The 17,735-nt window shown below is 57.1% G+C and carries 13 protein-coding genes; 1 reads left to right on the forward strand and 12 read right to left on the reverse strand.

Annotation, left to right across the window (positions count from 1 at the left end; all coding sequences use genetic code 11):
- Window positions 1-4: 4 nt before the first annotated feature.
- The 3 genes from B4A77_RS01500 to B4A77_RS01510 are packed head-to-tail and all read right to left on the reverse strand — an operon-like array spanning window position 5 to window position 2,772.
- Window positions 5-376, reverse strand: a complete 372-nt coding sequence (locus B4A77_RS01500) for a hypothetical protein (protein ID WP_173381746.1) — start codon at window positions 374-376, stop codon at window positions 5-7.
- Window positions 377-379: 3 nt separating this feature from the next.
- Complete coding sequence (locus B4A77_RS01505) at window positions 380-1,711, reverse strand: GGDEF domain-containing protein (RefSeq protein ID WP_173365610.1); 1,332 nt, start codon at window positions 1,709-1,711, stop codon at window positions 380-382.
- 59 nt (window positions 1,712-1,770) lie between these two features.
- Window positions 1,771-2,772, reverse strand: a complete 1,002-nt coding sequence (locus B4A77_RS01510; RefSeq protein WP_290729509.1) for a GDSL-type esterase/lipase family protein — start codon at window positions 2,770-2,772, stop codon at window positions 1,771-1,773.
- A 122-nt stretch (window positions 2,773-2,894) separates the two neighbouring features.
- Between B4A77_RS01510 and B4A77_RS01515 the strand changes: the two genes are divergently transcribed.
- Window positions 2,895-3,368 carry a c-type cytochrome gene (locus B4A77_RS01515; protein ID WP_173365612.1) on the forward strand — a complete coding sequence of 158 codons (474 nt, stop codon included), beginning with the start codon at window positions 2,895-2,897 and terminating at the stop codon, window positions 3,366-3,368.
- 21 nt (window positions 3,369-3,389) lie between these two features.
- Here the strand turns inward: B4A77_RS01515 and B4A77_RS01520 are convergent, their stop codons facing one another.
- From B4A77_RS01520 to B4A77_RS01560, 9 genes are all read right to left on the reverse strand, one after another.
- A complete protein-coding gene (locus B4A77_RS01520; protein ID WP_290737678.1) occupies window positions 3,390-5,240 on the reverse strand; it encodes a hypothetical protein in 1,851 nt (616 codons plus the stop codon).
- A gap of 114 nt (window positions 5,241-5,354) precedes the next feature.
- Window positions 5,355-8,075 (reverse strand): helicase C-terminal domain-containing protein, encoded by a 2,721-nt coding sequence (locus tag B4A77_RS01525; RefSeq protein WP_290737681.1) that lies wholly within the window; start codon window positions 8,073-8,075, stop codon window positions 5,355-5,357.
- Window positions 8,076-8,078: 3 nt separating this feature from the next.
- Window positions 8,079-9,875: an Ig-like domain-containing domain gene (locus tag B4A77_RS01530; protein ID WP_290729515.1), complete on the reverse strand. Its 1,797-nt coding sequence runs from the start codon at window positions 9,873-9,875 to the stop codon at window positions 8,079-8,081.
- A complete protein-coding gene (gene lepB, locus B4A77_RS01535) occupies window positions 9,875-11,257 on the reverse strand; it encodes a signal peptidase I (RefSeq protein WP_290737684.1) in 1,383 nt (460 codons plus the stop codon). The genes B4A77_RS01530 and lepB overlap by 1 nt, the downstream gene beginning before the upstream one ends.
- A gap of 12 nt (window positions 11,258-11,269) precedes the next feature.
- Window positions 11,270-12,040 (reverse strand): LytR/AlgR family response regulator transcription factor, encoded by a 771-nt coding sequence (locus B4A77_RS01540; protein ID WP_173365617.1) that lies wholly within the window; start codon window positions 12,038-12,040, stop codon window positions 11,270-11,272.
- 12 nt (window positions 12,041-12,052) lie between these two features.
- On the reverse strand, window positions 12,053-12,496 hold the full coding sequence (locus B4A77_RS01545; protein ID WP_290735296.1) for a copper resistance protein NlpE N-terminal domain-containing protein: 444 nt from the start codon (window positions 12,494-12,496) through the stop codon (window positions 12,053-12,055).
- A 19-nt stretch (window positions 12,497-12,515) separates the two neighbouring features.
- Window positions 12,516-13,436 (reverse strand): formylglycine-generating enzyme family protein, encoded by a 921-nt coding sequence (locus tag B4A77_RS01550; protein ID WP_290737687.1) that lies wholly within the window; start codon window positions 13,434-13,436, stop codon window positions 12,516-12,518.
- Between the two features lie 19 nt (window positions 13,437-13,455).
- Complete coding sequence (locus B4A77_RS01555; protein ID WP_290737690.1) at window positions 13,456-16,866, reverse strand: FG-GAP-like repeat-containing protein; 3,411 nt, start codon at window positions 16,864-16,866, stop codon at window positions 13,456-13,458.
- Window positions 16,867-16,898: 32 nt separating this feature from the next.
- On the reverse strand, window positions 16,899-17,735 hold the full coding sequence (locus B4A77_RS01560; RefSeq protein ID WP_290737693.1) for a hypothetical protein: 837 nt from the start codon (window positions 17,733-17,735) through the stop codon (window positions 16,899-16,901).

A 17,735-nucleotide genomic window follows, 5' to 3' on the forward strand; every position in this document is an offset into this window, starting at 1 on the left:
GGGGCTAGTCTCCGTTGTGAAATTTTACAACGACATTTTCGGCGCTAGGGCACGAGGCCGTCCAGCGGCACTCCGGGGATTCACGGGAAGCCGAAACCCCGCAAAAACCCTCAAATTCGAGGATACCGCCCTTAAGATCGTAGTTCACCAGGTAGTCCAGCACCTCGGACTTCGAGTCCAGGACCGCCCTCTCGCGCATCATTTTTGCGGTGACGGCAATCACACAGGCGTCCTTTTCCGGGTGGTTCTCGGCCTCCTCGGAGAGGGCGTTCCACGACAGCTGGATAGGCTTGAAATCGACCTCCGGCTCCTTGTGCGCGCACGAGGCGAGCAGAAGCGACAACGCCGCAAGGGCAAAGGAAAGACGCGTGCGCATAGGCTATCGGTTCTGGCGCTTGTAGGTCGCGCTCGTCACGCGGTTGCGGCCACCTTCCTTGGAGGCATAGAGGGCCTTGTCGGCGCGTTCGAACAGCTTCTTGGGATCTTCGCCCGGAATCATCTCCGCAATGCCGAACGAGCACGTAATGGTCTGCTGCTTGATGAGCTGGGCCTTCTCGATGGCGATACGGAGCTTCTCGGCCAGGAACTGCGCGTTCTGGATGGGAGTGTCGCCGCAGAGGATGACGAATTCCTCGCCTCCCCAGCGCACCAGGCTGTCGCTGTTGCGGATCTTGCCCTGGATGAGCTTCGAGAGGTTCACGAGCACCTCGTCGCCCACGCTGTGGCCGTAGGTGTCGTTCACTTCCTTGAAATGGTCGATATCGAGCATCACGAACGAGACGGAGGAACCGTTCTTGTTGAGGTTTTCCTGTTCGCGCAAGAGCACACTGCCGAAACCGGCGCGGTTGAGGCAGCCAGTAAGCGGGTCGGTACGGCTGGACTTCTCGTATTCGCTCTTCTCGATTTCGAGAGCCTCGAGGTAGCGCTCCAGTTCTTCCTGGCGCTTCTTGTTCGCGGCGCGCTCGCGGTTGTAGTCGAAGAAGCGGATGACGAGGATGATAAGGAAGGTGACGAACCAGACCGCGACGATGATGGTCACAAGGTCGGCCCACGGGATCTTCTTGCCCTTGAAGCAGAGTCCGCGGATTTCGAGCGTGCCGTAGCCGAGCGGGGCGTTCGTGCCCGTCTGGATTTCGATAAGCGGGATGTTCGAGAGGTCGACGCGCGCCTTGTGGACGTTGATTTCGTTCTGGGCGACCCACCAGGACGCCACGCGGAATTCCTGCGGGACGAACACGGCGGGATAAGTCTCTTCGAGCGGGAAGAACTCTATTTCGTTGAACTTGAGCGAACCTTCGTCGCCCTCGCGGTAGAAGTCGGCATCGTAGCCGCGCAGGTAGAGGCGGACCGTTCCCTCGCCACGGGGCTTGATCCACACGAAGATGCTGTCGTATTTGGAGAAGTCGCGGCCCTTGGTCTTGCCATCGCCCAGGAGGATCTTCACGCCCGCATACGGGTAGGCGTAGCCTTCCTTGAGTTCGTAGTCGACAATGATGGAAGAATCCGTACGGGTAAGGGCGACCGCGGAAGCACCCCCGTCCGCGCTGTCCGTCTCGGGAATCACGTAGGCGTAATCAGAAAGGTTCAGGAACGTAATATCGTCCAAACCGTTCTTGTATGCGAACAGCGCAATGACCGTCGCAGCCAATAGGACGAAAATCAGGATGTTCATCCTGAATAGGGCGTATATTTTCTCCATGATTCTCGACATGTTCCTTCCTACCGATATACCTCCAAAAATAACATATTACGGATTCCTAAACCAGCCCGCTACCGCGAAAGCCACCCGCCAAGGCGCCCGACAAGGGGTCTGAGAGTGTTCGCGAGCTCCTTTTGCGACATTTCGCTCGGGTGACCGTGCAAGGCGGTATTCTCGGTGTAAACAAACTTATACACAATATCGTTCTTCCCCGCGGCCACCTGGTCGTTGTAGATGCTCTCGACAACGCCGCCCAGGTCGTCATTCGGCCACGTCTTCGTCGCGACGAGCAGGAACTTCACGCCGGGATGCAGGGCGCGGAGCTTATCCAGCAGTTTCGCATACGCTTCCTTGAACTTGCCCACGTCCGCATACGGGGGCTCGCCCTGGAAATCGTTGATGCCCACGAACACGACCACGACCTGCGGATGGAACTTCTCGAAATTCCAGCGTTCGGCATCCTTTTCCTGTTCGGGGGTGCCCATCATCGTGTATTCGTACAAATTCTCGAGCGTCCACTCGGGGACGATATTCGCATAGTTGCGCACGAGCCCGCGACCGCTCACGGCGTTTACCTGGTAATCGGCCTTGTAGCCTTCGGCAAGCAGGAAGGCGTAGCTCTTGCTCGCGTTCGTCTTCTCGAAGGGCGTGCCGTCTTCCGGCCCCTTGCCCTCGACCCCGTAGCCGACCGTAAAGGAATCGCCGATAAATTCGATGCGTCGGTTCCAGGACTTCGGTTTCGGCCCGAAGGAACCGCCCTTCCCGAGTTCGATGCCGCGGATGCAGATCTTGCCCGGATTGGATTCACTGACCTTGACGAGGCGGTAGGTGTGGGATGCCTTGTCTTTCGGGGCCTTGAAGGAAAGTTTCCTGCGGTCGTTCACCGTCTCGTATTTCACCGCCTTGCCGTCGATTTCGAAAAGGAACCGGGCCTCGCCCTCGATGTCGAACGAAACTTCGGATGCCGTCGCGTTGAAGGAGACCGATGCCGCGGGGGCACTCGCACAAAGGCATTCTTCACTGACACTCCACCGCCCCTGCAAAAGCAGGGACTCTTCTTTGGGCATGGACATGGATTGCCCTCCATAGGCAAGGACGGACACAAAAAGGGCCGTCGGCAAAAACAACTTCACATTCATGGGGGACAAAGTAGCAAGTTCAGCCCCAGAGCCTGGGCGTTTTATATATTCTCTACATGCAAAAGCGCAGAAATGCATATGTTTTCATCGCGGCGGCCACCTTCTACGGGCTGCTCTCGGGCCTTGCCGCCGCGGGCGAGGCTGCGCCGGAAGGCGCCGGCGCCCCCCAGGTGGAGGCGCCCGCCCCCGGGTCCCCCGGGGACACCCTCACCCGCGAGGATGCGCGCATGGCGTACCTCGTGTACAAGCTGCTCGACAAGAACGGCAAGATAAAGGGTGCAAACCTCAAGCGCGGCGCAAAGCTCTTTTACCAGAACTGCAGGCCATGCCACGGCGAAGACGGCAGGCGCGTAAACGTGAATCCCTCCGGGAAGCCCACCTACATAGGAGAGCGCGCACGCGAGGATATGCCCACGTTCTGGTACCAGATGAACTTCGGCGACGAAGAGCGCAACATGGAAGCCTACTACGACGAGATTTCGCTCGACGAGATGAAGGACATCGCGGGCTACGCGCAGACTCTTCCCTAGCGCGGGAGGCGCCGCGGGGGCCTAGATATTCTTCTGCAGGACCTTGATTTCCTGGATAAACGAAAGCGGAAGCGGAAGCATGGATTCGACTCCGCGTTCCTGGATGTCGACATTGAGCGGCGCCCTTGCAAGGTGCAGCGCATGGACGGAGAAGACAATCTCGCGTTCCTTTTCCGCACGCTTGGCAGGATCCTTGACCTTTGCGGCCAGGAACGTCCCCGCCATCTTCGCATAGCGGAGCACCTTCACCAGGTCGAACGTATCCAGCTTCTGGTAGACACTTCCGTACTTGGTCGAATTGAGCGCGGACTGGATAGACGCCTCGTCGATATCGTCCTTGAGTTCGTAGTCGGGCTTGCCCGACTCGGGCCAGGCGATGGTGAAATCCTTGCGCCATTCTTCCGTAGGCGCGCGGTCGCGAACCTTCGCGGACAAATCCACGAACGGACAGTAACCGAAACTCTCGAGGATTTCAAAAGCCTTGTGTTCGAGTTTCGGGTTCAAGATAAAACCGTAGCCCGGGATGTATTCTTCCGTACATTCCATGAAATGCGGGAACCTGGCCAGTTCCGACAGGATCTTCAGGTCGTCAATCTTCAGCAGCCGGACCGTACTCACGCGGGCACCATAGAACGAGGAGTTCCATTCCCGGAAAGTCGAGAGCACGTTCTCGGGCGGCTTAATCCAGTTGAAGAACTGCTCCATCTCGGATTCGTATATGCCGCTCTTCAGCCCCGCGAGGTAGCCTTCCTTGTCGATGTTGAAGCAGAGGAAGGATTCGTCGTTCTTTACGCGGGAGAGGCACGAGACAAGGAACAGCAGGTAGGGCGAAGTGTCCGTAGATACGACCATGTCGAAGTTCGGCAACATCGAGACATTCCCTTCGGGCTGCGGGACGACGGACGTTTCCATCCATTCCTTCCCCGCACCGCTTACCACAACGGCCGAGACCTTGCCCGACTGGAACTGGAACTTCACGAGCCCGAGGAGCCAGAGTTCACGGAGCGGACGCGGCAAGAAATCCCAGGCCAGGTGCTTGCTCGACTCGAGGACCCGGTAGGAGGGGTCCATGACCCAGAAGAGGTACGCCGCCTCGGACACGCTCCTTCCCTTGGCAAGCTCGTTCAGCAGCTGCCTGCAATGCACGGCATCGCCGCGGAAGCGCACGTTCAGCCACCACGACAGGACATACTGACGGAGGCGGAATCCACTCGTCTTCAGGAACTCGGTCGCCTTCTCGGAGGGGTACAGGAGGGAGTTCTCCTGTTCGAGCCAGTCGTTCTGCGTGAGGAAATTGAAGATGAGCGAAAGCTCGTTCTCGGCGGCCTTTTCCGAAATCTTGGATGCAGCCGTAAACGCGCTCGTGCAAATCTGGAAGCTCCTCCTGTGGAGCGTACCGTTGGTGTTCACCCGCAGCTCACCCTTTTTGGCAAGCGAGAGCACCATGCAAATGTGCCAGTTCAGCAGGTTCCCGTAATCGACAAGATTGCGGTCGAGCCCGGCCGGTTCGTCCGCCTTTATCTCGAAGCACCTCGAAAAATCGCTGAAGCCCTGGTATACGGCCGCACCCGTAGAATTCGACCTCCAAATCAGGAAGTCCCTGCACATCGCAAGCAGGAACTTTCTCAGTTCCTTCTCCTTGCTCACGTGGACCGTCAGGCGGAGCTCATTGTAGGTAAGGCCCCTAGAGACGCTGTGGTAAATCAGGTTCAGTATGCGGCGCTGCCACGGTTCCATCGCCGCAAATTTTTCGACGGCGCGGTTCTTGTCGCTAAAGAACGACATCACCTCGGACTGGATGAGCGCATTGTTCAGAAGCCCCTTTTTCCCATACGCCTTCGCATGGACATCGCGGAGCAGCGACTTGGACATGCCATCGAAATAACTAAAGAGATCTAGCATCAAAAAACCTAAACATCAAAGGAACACCCCTTCCCAAACACAACATTCAGGGGGACGCAAATTTAGAAAATATGGCGAGGGGTGTCAAGAAACGAACTTCTTCACGTCGTCAACAGTATTCGCGGTAGCGTGCTTCATGTTCCAAATGCGAGCGAACGTCTTGCCGTAAGCCTCGGTCACTACACGGTTGTCGAGAACAAGCACCTTGCCCGAATCGTTTTCCGTGCGCAAAAGCCTGCCCAGGCCCTGACGCAGTTCCATGTACGCCTCGGGTATGTAGTAGCTCTTGAACACGTTCTCGCCCTTCGCCTTCAGGTCGGCGGAGATTCCCGCGACCAGCGGTTCCGACGGATTCGGGAACGGAAGTTTCGTAATGACCAAAAGCTTGAGCGCATCGCCCGGGAAGTCGACACCTTCCCACAGGCTCTGGCAGCCGAGAAGGCACGCGCCGCGCGACTTGCGGAACATCGCCACGAGACCGTCGAGAGCGCCATCCACGTGCTGGCACAACAGGAGTTTGCCCTTCGCCGCAAAAACGGGAGCGAGCGCCGCCTGCGCCTTCATCATCGCGGAAATGCTCGTGAACAGCACCATCGTGTTCTCTTCCACTTCGGGGAGCACCTGCACGAGAGTCTCGTTCAGCGCGTCGCCGAATTCGGGAGTCGAGGGCTTCGGCAAGTAGCGCGCAACCATCACAGAGCGTCTGGAATCGCTATTGAACGGTTCGTTGAACACCTTGAGGAACGGACGCTTGGGCTGGTCCGCGCCGACAAGGCCCATGCGCTGCGAGAAATACATGAGATCCCCCTGCACGGCAAGCGTCGCCGACGTGAACGTTGCAGACTTTACCCACGGATAGAATTTGGACTTCCAGACATCGCCGGAATCGAGCGGATAGGCATGCATCTTGAGCGTATGCGGATTGAACGGTTCTTCCAGGTAGAACACCCAGTCGCCACGGCCAGCCTTCACAAGGAATTCGAAATCGGCCATGAAACGCTTGAGCTCTTCCATTCGGCCGGAGGCATCTTTCACAAGGCCTTCCATACGCGGGTTTCCGGAAACGAACCCGAACAGGGACTCGGCACGGCTCTTCGCAATTTCGTACTGGTCCAGCACAGATTTTGGGTCCGCCTCGTATTCGGCAAGGATCCCGTTCGCAAAGACAAAGCCTCCCCTTCCGGCTTTCTGCTTCTGGAGCTTTTTCCCGATCTTCATGAAGAAGCGATGCAGGCACTTTTCCGTCTCGGCAATATCGGCGGTAAGCTGGTCGCACTCGCTACGGGCCGCGGCATCCTCTTCGGGAATACGCGAGCGGATTTCCGAGAGCAGCCCGCCCTGGCCATCCTTCGTCGGCAAAAGCGTCTTGGCCACATTCCTAAATCCAAAGAAGGAGACTGTCCTCCCAAAGCACTGGTTGCTAGCATCGGGAAGCTTGTGCGCCTCGTCGAACACCACATGTTCGTACGAAGGCAGCAGCGCGAAATCGAGAGAAAGGTCCGCAAGGAACAGCGAGTGGTTCACCAAGAGAAGGTTCGCCGCCATAGCACGGCGCTTGGCGGCAAGCGCAGGGCACTTCGAATAGTAGGGGCACTTTTCGCCGCTACACGAAGAGGCGCTGCTCGAAATCTTGGACCACAGCACGCGATTGCGGGAATGGCTGAACGACGAACATTCGCCCACGTCGCCGCTCCGGGTCGAAACGGCCCACGGCAGGATCGCCATGAAGGAATCGCGTTCATCGGGAGCCAGAAGCGTTTCCGGTGCAGAAAGGATTTCCGAAAGTTTGCGGAGACAGAGGTAATTGTCGCGGCCCTTGAGGATCGCGGGCACGAGATTGCCTTCGTAGAGAGGCATGATCGAGGGAATGTCCTTGTTCCACAGCTGGCTCTGCAGCGCATGTGTCGCCGTGCTGATAACCACGCGTTCGCCCGTGACCGCCTTGTTCGCGGCAGAAACGAGATAGGCAAGCGACTTGCCCGAGCCCGTCGGGGCTTCGAGCACGCAGAGGCCGCCCTTGTGCATATTGCGTTCCACGCACGATGCGTAGTCCTGCTGGTTCAGCCTCGGCTTGAATCCTTCGACAACGCGAGAAAGCAGGCCGTCTTCCTTCAAGAATTCGCTCACGCGAGGAGCTTTCCAGGTCGGAAGCGAGCCCGCCTGCGACGGGACATCCGCCATGGCGAACTTGGCTTCGGGCAATTCTCCCGCCTTTTTTTCGAATAAAATCTCCCAGTCGGAACCTTCGGCAATGCGTCCGAACGCATCGAGCAGCCACGGGTCCATCCCCTTGATTTTTTCGTAGGCCATCACGAACAGCTTTCCGCAGGCATCCGCATCGGGAAGTGCACGGTGGGCGCGGCTACGTTCGATTCCCAGTTCCTGAGTAAGCGTGTCGAGCCTATGGTTGGGCACATCCTGGTAGGCGATTCTGGACAAGGTAAGCGAATCCCAAACGCGGACGTTGTCGAAGGCGATTCCCACCTTCTTCATGGATTGCTTCAGGAATTTGGAATCGAAATTCGCATTGTGCGCAACGAGCGGCAGGTCGCCGACAAACGAGCAGATTTTCCCGGCGAGGCTTGCAAAATCTTCCGCCGATTCCAGGTCCGCACGCGAAATACCCGTCAAGGATTCGATGAAGGGCCGAAGTTCGGCAGATGCCGGCTTGACCAAGCAATCCAGGGAGTCCACGGGTTCCCCATTCTCGAAGCGGACGAGAGCCACCTCGATAATTTCGTCCTTGTCAAATTCCAGACCGGTCGTTTCCAAATCGACCGCGACAAATGCGGGAATCTTGTCCATTATTTACCTCTTTCTTTCCGGAAGCACCGGCAAATTCGGCAACAGCTTGTTGATATCGTTTTCACCATTGGCCACATGCACCGTATCGTTCGGGGCGCGCCACGGCAAGCCATACCGGAATGGCGCCAGAGTCCCGCCGTCGGGAGTCAGCCTGCCACTTTCGGCATAATAGTAGTCAATAAAATACTTGCCTTCCACAAGATTTTCAAAGGCAAAGGTCCCATCGCGGTTGCAACGGACATAGTAGGGATTCTTGTTTTCGGTCGCAATCAGCCGAACTGTCACGTCCGTGTTCCCGTTCGGGATGCGCCCCTTGAGTTTCGCAAGCTTCAGCTTGGATACCGTCTCGAACTTAAGAAGCTGCTGATACTTGGTCTCGATTACCGTATCGCGCACGCCGTTGCTGTCGGCTTTTGCAAGCGTCGTATCCTTGTAGCCCTTCAAGAAGCCGACCGTCACGTCCGTAGGCCACGGTTCCTTGGGAACGGCCATGTAGCGGACCGGGTCTATGCGTTGCATTTTCACTTCGGACGTATCCTTATTTATCACGATATGGAACGTTTCCAAAAGCGAATCGACCGGCTTGCTGTAAGCGACGACAAGCGTATCGCCCGGGAACGCGGACCTCGTTTTCGAAAGCAGCTTCGTCTTCGCAATCGATGGGGCAAGCGTGTCGGCGGGCTTCTCGACCCATTCGAGTTCCACTTCCGCATGGAGGGAATCAAGTTCGCGGAAAAGGGAATCCTTCGCCACCTTGCATGCAAACTTGTATGTAAGTTCAGGGGCGGGAACCGAATCGAAATAGAACTGCGGCTTTTCGGAGGATGCCCCCAGGTAAACCGCCGAGGGGTGTACGGAACGTCCGTCGGGATAAGTCAGCGTGCAGTTCGAAAGTTCCGCGAATGCGGAATCGAAATAGAGCGGACGGGAAAACGAGGCTTCCAGGACATTCGCAAACGGCTGTGAGACCGACACGAGTTCCAGCTTGGAGGAATCCTGGTCCGCGAGGGGAACCCACAGCGTATCCGCAGTCTCGGGAGTCAGCACAAGGTCGTCCGTCCACACACCGGCAAGTTCCATCGAAGGCTCAATTTTCTGGTTCCCGTTCACATCCACAAAGGCAACAACGCGGTAGCGTCCGGGCTTGAGCCCCGTGAGCTTGAAGTTGCCCGCGCTGTCCGCACGCGTAAGGAACAGCGGGGGTTCCTTCGTGAGCATCGGGAGGGAATCAAGCGCATGCGTCACCGTATCGCGGTACTTTTCGAGATAGCGGTGCCCTTCGCGGGATTCTCCCATCAAAAAGAGGCCGATGCTCGGGAACATCTTCTTCCTCGCCATGGAATCGTTCACCAGCACGCGCCCTTCAAGCGAAAGCGAATCGATATGGTCGCCCGTCGAGAACACTATCTGGAACGGTTGCGCAAGGGCGTTGCCGTGCAAGTCCTTGATGCCGCCCGCGAAGGTGACCGTATAGGTCGTTCCCGTGTCGAGAACCGCCCTGGACGTAAGCTCCAGCGTCTTCCCGCTGACCTCGAACTTCATCTTCTTTTCGATGGGGGGCGAAATGGACACAGCACTGCGCGGAATCGAGGCGTTAATCCACTCGTCGAACTCGAGTTTCACATAGAGTTCCTCGGGATGGTTCGTCGTATTCAGGGCCGGGTAGACCGCAGCCACCCGCGGAGGCAACTTGTCCGCAGGGCCTCCCGAGGGCGCCACCTGGGTTGCGCACGCCCATAGCCCGATGCAAGCAAGCAACGAGACAAAGGCGGAAACGTATGCGGAACGGCCAAACTTCATCAGTCTATCAGCGAAATAATCTTTCCGATGCGTGACCAGCGGATCCTGAACGGGATGCGCCACCAGGTAAAGGGGTTCCCCAGGCTGAACGCCTGGTCATCGTTCTCGAAGGAGAAGTAGATTACGAATGCCTTCGCACGGATATTGCGGAGCGTCACGAAACCCCAGTAGCGGCTATCCGCAGAGTTGTCGCGGTTGTCTCCCATCATGAAGAAGAGCGGCGTCTGGACAACATAGCGGTCGATCGGCTTTCCGTCCACCAGCAGGCGACGGCGAATCTCGAAGCGCGGCTGCGTAGACGGTTCCATGAAGGCGCTTTCTGCAGCAGCGGAATCGGAAGCGGCACTGTCGGCCACCGAGGAATCCACGGTAACGGCAGGCGCATTGAGCATCGCCACGTTGCCTTCCAAATCACGCAACAGCGAACCCTCGAAGCCGACATAGCTGACAAGGCGCGACATCGAGCCCTGCGCTTCCGGCGGAATCGGGACGGGGATAAAACCGATCCCTGCGTTCCTGCGGAAGAACTCAAAATTCACAGACCCCGTCACCGTATCGCCCCAGACCGGCCTGCTGTCCGTCTTGGACCTGAGTCCGGAAAGCGCCTGCAGGAGCATCCCGCGATCCGTTTCCACGGGCAGATTGAAATCCTCGAATATGTAGTTGTTCGCCTCTACGCCATCTTTCCACAGCGCAAGTTCCAAATTCACACGGCTGTCCGGATTTTCCTGCAGCACGATGGAACGGAGCCACCACAATTTTTCGAGCGACAGCGAATCCACGAACAAGGTATCGCCCACGGAAGGAATCACGAAGCTTTCTCGTTCGTCGCGCGGAGAATGGCTCCTGAACGACATCGTGAGCTTGCCGCGTCCCGGGAGTTCCGTCTGTTCCTTGCCGTTGATCGAAAGGCGCCCCTGATGGACAGCCACAGTATCGCCGCTCACGGCCACACAGCGCTTGATGTAGTCCTTCGGACCGTCCGCATAGTGCACCAGGTGAGGTTTCCCCTTCTCCGGCTCGTGATCCCAGTAATAGTTGCCGAACATGAGCGCGTTAAACAGGTGCGTGTAGCGCGCGGGATTGTTGTCGGGATACTCCGGTTCGCCGGGATAGCGGAAAATCACCACGTCGCCGGGTTTGGGTTCGGCATAGCCCGGAAAATGCTGGTTCGTAAAAGGAATCGGCGAACCGTACGTAAACTTGAGGCCCAGCAAAAAGTCACCCGTATGGAGCGTATCTTCCATCGAGCCGCTCGGGATCTGGAACGCCTGGATAACGTACTGGATAACCACGAGCGCAAGCACGATGGGAACGATGATTTCGCGCAGGAACGATTTCAGGAATTTCTTTATCGAAAAATTCTTAGGAGGCTCTTCCATATCTTTCCATTCTTAGAGGTTGCGGACACTCTTCACGAAATTCCTGCTCACGAGGATCTGCGTCCTGTCCTTGTCGCGCAGCTGCACGACCAGACGGCCCATGTCCGACTTGCGGATTTCGGAGATGTAGTCGATGGCTACGAGGTGCGCACGGTGCACACGCACGAACTGGCGCGGGTCGAGTTTCTTTTCGAGATCCACCAGCGGCGTGTCGATAATATACTGGTTCGTGGGCGTGTAGACCGTCGTATACTTTTCCTCGCTGTGGAAGCGGATAATCTCGTCCACGTTCACGAGTAAAATCCTATCGCCGATCTTCACCTGGATGCGCTGCAGGTAGGCGTCTCCCTGCGCCATGAGCGAACGGAACTTCTCCCACGAAAAATCCGCAGGCATCTGCGAATTTTCCGCGACCGCAGAGAACCGCTTGCGCAATTTTTCCATCGTGGCTTCGAGGCGCTCGGGATCGACCGGCTTAAGCAGGTAATCCACCGTATTTTCCTCGTAGGCACGGAGCGCAAAATTTTCGTAGGCCGTCGTGAAGACAATCAGCGGCATGTCGTCGTCCTCAATCTTTTTCAGGACCTCGAACGCGTCCATGTCAGGCATCTGGATATCCAGAAACACCACATCGGGCATCAGTTCGCGGATTTTCGATATCGCCTGCGCACCGGATCCGGCCTCGTCCAATATTTCCAAATCCTCGGAATATTTTTCCAGGAGCGAACGCATACGCATACGCGCCAAGGGTTCATCATCCACAATCAAAGTTTTTGCACGCATATTACTTCTCCGTTACTGTTCCGTTTTTTTCTGAGACGGGAGGTTGAGTATCCTGATGAGATCGACCCGCACGCCATTTTCATCCTCGTAGACGGTACCCGCGCCCGTCAAGAGCGAAAGCGATCCCGACTTTTCCACCTGGAAATTCCAACGGGTTCCTTCCGACAGCGCCACGGCCACCTTTCCCGAATCGATGGAGAACCTGCCGGCAAGCGTGTCCGTCTTCATGGAATCCGTCATGATGTTCTGTATCACCGTCACGCTGCTATCTTCGGCAAGCGTCATGCGAACCATGCGCACCTTGCAGTTTTCGCACGGCAGGCGGCCGGTATAGAAGCCCACGATGGTTTCCGGAAGCTCGACCTTGGGCAAATCCGGCAACGGAGCCGGTTCTTCCTTATTGCAACCGGCAAGAAAAAGACCCATACAAAGGGTCGCAAGCACAATCCTTTTCATGGGCTATAATCTAACAAAATTAGAGCAGTCCGCGGGAATAAACCACACGGAACCCAAGTGTCGGAGCCGTATAGAGCGGGTCCTTTTTCGCACGCACGTCCGGAGCGCAGTCCTTGATGGGGTCGCTCCAGCCGCCACCGCGCACCACGCGGGCCGTACCCGAAGTGGCACCCGTGTAATTGTCCATGGTCTTCGTCGGGAATGCGCCGTACCAGTCGTTTACCCATTCGGCGACGTTACCCGCCATATCGAACAGGCCATAAGGATTCGGTGGATAACTCCCTACCCTCGTGGGGCCAGAAGTTTGTCCGTAATACACAAAGTCCGACGCCTTGTCCGTACCCCAGTAGAACATCGTGTTCGTACCGCCATGTGCAGCGATTTCCCACTCGATTTCTGTGGCAAGACGGAACGATTCCACCCCGTAATTGATTTCGAGATCCTGCAGGTAGTTCTCAGCGCCCACGGAAGAATAGACGTAGGCCGTATCGAGCCCCATGCTCTTGGAAAGTTCATTGCAAAAGAGTACCGCATCGAACCAGGAAACATTCACTACGGGGTTCTCGGGGGCATCCTTTGGCTGGTCAGGCATGCCGCCCATCGCCTCCGCATATGCCGCCTGCGTCACTTCCGTCGCCGAAACGGAATACGCACTGAAAGAGAACTCGACAGAATTGACCTTCGCCTTCCCGCCCTGGAATTCAACCCAACGCAGAAGATTGTAGATAGAAGAATCGCGTTCCCCGCCATTCCCGGATTCACTACTGGAAGGATCCCCGGCAGATGATTTTCCATCGCTGGAAGAAGGCTGTTTTACAGAAGAATACCAGTCGGAGTCATGCTCGATGGGCTTGACATCGACGGGATCGCCGCCGGCAGTACAGGCGGAAAGGAAAGCGGCAAACAAACCCGCGAGTGCTAGTTTATACACAACCTTCATTGTTTTCCGCCTCCAAAGACTACTTAATCACGCCCACGCGGTAAAGCTTCTGTTTCGTCTTGCCGCTCTTGAATTTTACCTTGAGCCGCGCCGTATAGACATCGGAACCGAGTTGCTTCAGGTCGAGATTCTCGAACTGGTTACGGCCCTGCGCAGGTTCTTCCATCTTCTGCTTGAACACGCAAAGGCCCGTGATGTCGTAAAGTTCAAGGGTTGCATTCTTTGCGGCCGCACCGATTTCAAAACGCGCCTTCGCATTGCCGCCGCGGACCGGATTCGGGAATACGAAGAACTCGCTTATCTCGTCCTTCTCTTCCGCCTTCTCCACGTCGCCAAGTTTGCTTGCATCAAAGTAACCCGTGCGCTCGTTGCCACCCGCGGGGAGCGTCCATGCCGTAGGCGATTCCGCAGCCGACCCGTTCGCCTTGCGCAGGCGGAAAGCGGAGAGGCCGTTGCGGTGCAATGCGTAAAGTTCGGGACCCGCAGACTTCTTGCCCGGAACAGCGTCCGCTACGAATATGCTCATCGGGTAGATTGTCCCTAGCGTATCCTGGTATTCAAAGCTGCCGGCCGCAAGCGGGAACTGGTCCTTCACTTCCGTGCCCTTGCCTGTATAGGCGTACACGAGGCCGTCACTGCTCGGAACAAGAATCTCTGGAATGTCGTCGCCCGTCACATCCACAAGGAGCGGGTCGCTCATGAATCCCGTAACCGGGGTGCCGCGGGAAATCTTCACCGGGAAGTCCGCAATCGGGAGGCCCGAACGGTCGAGCGCATACACGAGGTTATCGCCCAGGAATATGACTTCAGGATAACCGTCGCCGTTTATGTCGCCGATGGCAATGCCGGAAGTCTCGTCCTTGAGGCCGCTCGTACCGCTGGCGCCACGCTTGTAGCTCTTGGTCCAGAGGGCTCTCAATTCATTTTTACCCTGCCCGTATGCAGTCACCGTACCGCGACTACCGACCACAATCACATCGTCTGTCCCGTCACGGTCCAAATCGGTGCATGCAATTTTCCACTTTTCACCGGATGCGCCACCCAGATTTTTTCCATGTCCTTTCGCATAAACAAAATTGCCGGCTGTTACAAAAGCAAAGGCGAAAGCACCATCTGTTCTTGAGCACTTTGCCATATCGACAACGGGCGCAGGAATTTCACGTATAGGAGCGGACTTCCCGTCAAACGACGCCCCGCTAAAGGTCCACACAAAGCTCCTTCCTTCCGTTTTATCTGCAACCATAATTTTTCCATCATAAACCAGAGGCCCCGCCGTCGCGGAATCGATGTCAATTTCCTGCTGCACCGGGAATCCGCCCGCAAAACTCGTCTTCACGAGTTTCTTGGTATGCAGGCTGTAAACATCCTTGCCGTCGCTCGCCATGCCCACCAGCGGGCCGTAGCTTGCGCCCACGCGGTACAGCGGCACTTCGCGCTCCGCTCCGTCGCGGCTCAGCGACTTCTGCACAATCGCGGTATCGGCAACGAACAGCGTATCGCCCAAAGCATTAAAGGCCTGCAGCGTTCCGTCCTCGGCACCCACCACGATAATCTTTTGCCCTTCGTTTTCGGGGTCGTCCACGAACACCGCGCCGCGCACCGCCGAATTCAGGCCAATCTCACGCGGGAACTTGCCGCCCTCGATACTCCCGTCGTCAATACTTATTGTCACGCGAAGGCTCAATGCCGCATAGTTCACTACGCTGTCGCCCATGAATGCGTTCGCAGTCTTTTCCTCGCGCGCATCCTTCGGCACGTTCACCGTAATCTTCACGCCGGTATAGCCGCCCATGGAGGTCATCGTGTTCGCGTAGCCCGAGGGCCCGATGCTCTTGACAGTATCGTACTTCTTCTTTTCGGAATAGCGCAGGTGCGGCAACAAATCCGTACCGCTTCCGTAATCGTACATGTCCTCGCCGAGCGCGTTCTTGAACGTCTTGCCGATGGAAAGCATGCCGTCGGCCTCCACCATCGCAACCCCGAACTGGTGGTCGCGCAGGGTATCGCCGCCCCAGAAGTTCGCAATGCCGTACGGCAACGTCTCGCGCAGGTACCAGTCGTTCACGCGCCACACCACGATACCGCTCGCCGGCAGCCCCGCATCGTAGGAATCGAGCCCGACAATCAGGCCCTTCGCCTTCTTCTTGTTCTCGTTGCACTTGCCCTTCACGCAAACGCTGTCCTCGAACACGAGATTCAGGCTATCCACGGGAACCGTACGAACGCTCGACTCCGCATTCGGAGTCAGCCTGTCCACTGCCACGTCGACCGTTCCTTCCTTGTTCCAGCTGCGCTGGCGGTTTTCAATCAGCAGGTATTCGCTCGCGCTGAGCGGCACCTTTACAATCTCGGTTCCCTTGCCCGTACCCGCGGCTGCGATATCCACCGTCACGGGTTTCCCTGCCACCGGGCGCACTTCCTTCACCTGCGACCAGCCCATGTAGGCACGTTCCCACGCGGCAGGCAGCGAAGGCAGGAACCCGTTGCCGGCATTGTAGCCCGCAAAATCCATCACGTCGTAATAACCGAGGCGGCTGATTCCCTTCACCACGTCGTAGGTGTTCGGGAGCCCGATTTCGCGCGCAATCTGGTTCACGATGATTCCGTTTACGCCCCAGTTGAGGCCATCCTGCGAGGCAGTCTCGCTCACCACCATTACCGAACGGAGCGTATCGACAGCACCGCCCGGAATGCGGATTCCCGTCGTCGCGGTATCGCCGACGCTCGTAAGCCCGATTACCGGTTTTGCGGCCTTGCTCCTCGCGGAATCTGCCTGCAGGTATTGCCAGTCGTCACCGGCAATGTAGATGTCCATGAAGTCGCCCGGAGTGTCCGCACCCTTCGTGCCCATGCTTCCGCCATCCACAAGGCGGCTTGCGCCCGCGTGTATAATCATGTACGCGCGCTTCACGTTCGGATTCTTCGAAACCGGAATGCGGAACGGCCCCGCCTCCGAGGAATCTGCGGCGGCAGCGGCAATGGCGTCGTAAATGAACGTGAGGTAGTCGCGACTGCGGGCCTCGTCATATTCGGCCGTCTTTTCGCCCTTCTTCTTGCTCGTGCGGTTGTAGTCGATAATCGGCTTGGCCAGCGTATAGACGGAAGAACCCGTGGATGGGTCCGGGAACACGCGCGCCTTCACGACCAGGTTCCCGCCGCTCACCGCATTGAAATAATTGTTGGCGAATTCAAAATGCTTGAGCCAATACAAGGGCGTGCCGCGGTTTTCGGGAGGATCCAGACTATAGGCATCCTTGTTCTTCTTGTCGGAATCGAAAGTGCCGTCGCCCGTAGTGAGCGAGTTATCCGGGTTTTCCTTCTGGAACTGGATGCGCAGCGCAAATACTTCAAGCGTATCTACAGCAAAAGACTTCGGAACAAGACCGAATACACCCAAAAACAATGCAAGTAGGGTCGCATTAAACTTCATGATTACAATTTACAAAAATAGTCCCCGACGGATTATTCCCCGACGGCCTTGTAGCTTCTAGGGACATTCAACCGCCAGGTTCCGAGGCTGAAGGCCTTCCCGTGGGTAACCTTCTTCAGGCGTATTTCAAGATATTTAGCACCGTCGCGCTCGAACACGATTCTTTCGGCCAGCGTACGGCCTTCGAAGGGCCTATAGTCCAGGAATTTCAGCACCTCGGGCTTGCCGCCACTCCCCTTCTTCGAGATCCATTCCACCTGCCCGTCACGCACCGCATACGTCAGGCGAATTCCCATGGCGTCATCCGCCTCTACAAGTTTCAGGCCCGCGGAATCCCGCTCCGACACCAGTTTCGCACCCGCGGGTACATATTGCCCGTCAAAGAAACCGGCAATCTGGTGAATGTTCACCGTCGGGATAGAGGGGTCACCGAAAAGCCCCACCATGTAGCCCGCGCCCTTCATGTAGAGTTTCTCCGTCGGGAAGGTCATCGTCCAGCCTTCTTCCTGCCACAGGAGCGAGGCAACGCCAATCCCCATCGCGCCCGTGAGTTCCATGCGGTAGCGCTTACCGGGTACCGAGAACAGTACCGCGTCCAGGTTCTGTTCCTTGCCGTTCTGGTCCACGAGGGTTATCGCCATCTTCGCGCGAAGGCTATCAAGTTTCGGCGCTTCGGGTGCGCACGCCGCACTCGCCGCACCAGCATTTGCCGCGTCGGCATCTGTTGCACCGGCCACGCATTTCGCCGCAGACGGTTCCACTGCGGGTTTCGACGACGCACACCCCGCAAGCCACACAGTCACGGCACAAAGCACAGCGAGCGCAATGCGATTCACGAAAGCAGTGCGATTTAAGACAAACAAACGCAT

The organism is Fibrobacter sp. UBA3718 (genome assembly GCF_002371935.1).
GTDB lineage: Bacteria > Fibrobacterota > Fibrobacteria > Fibrobacterales > Fibrobacteraceae > Fibrobacter.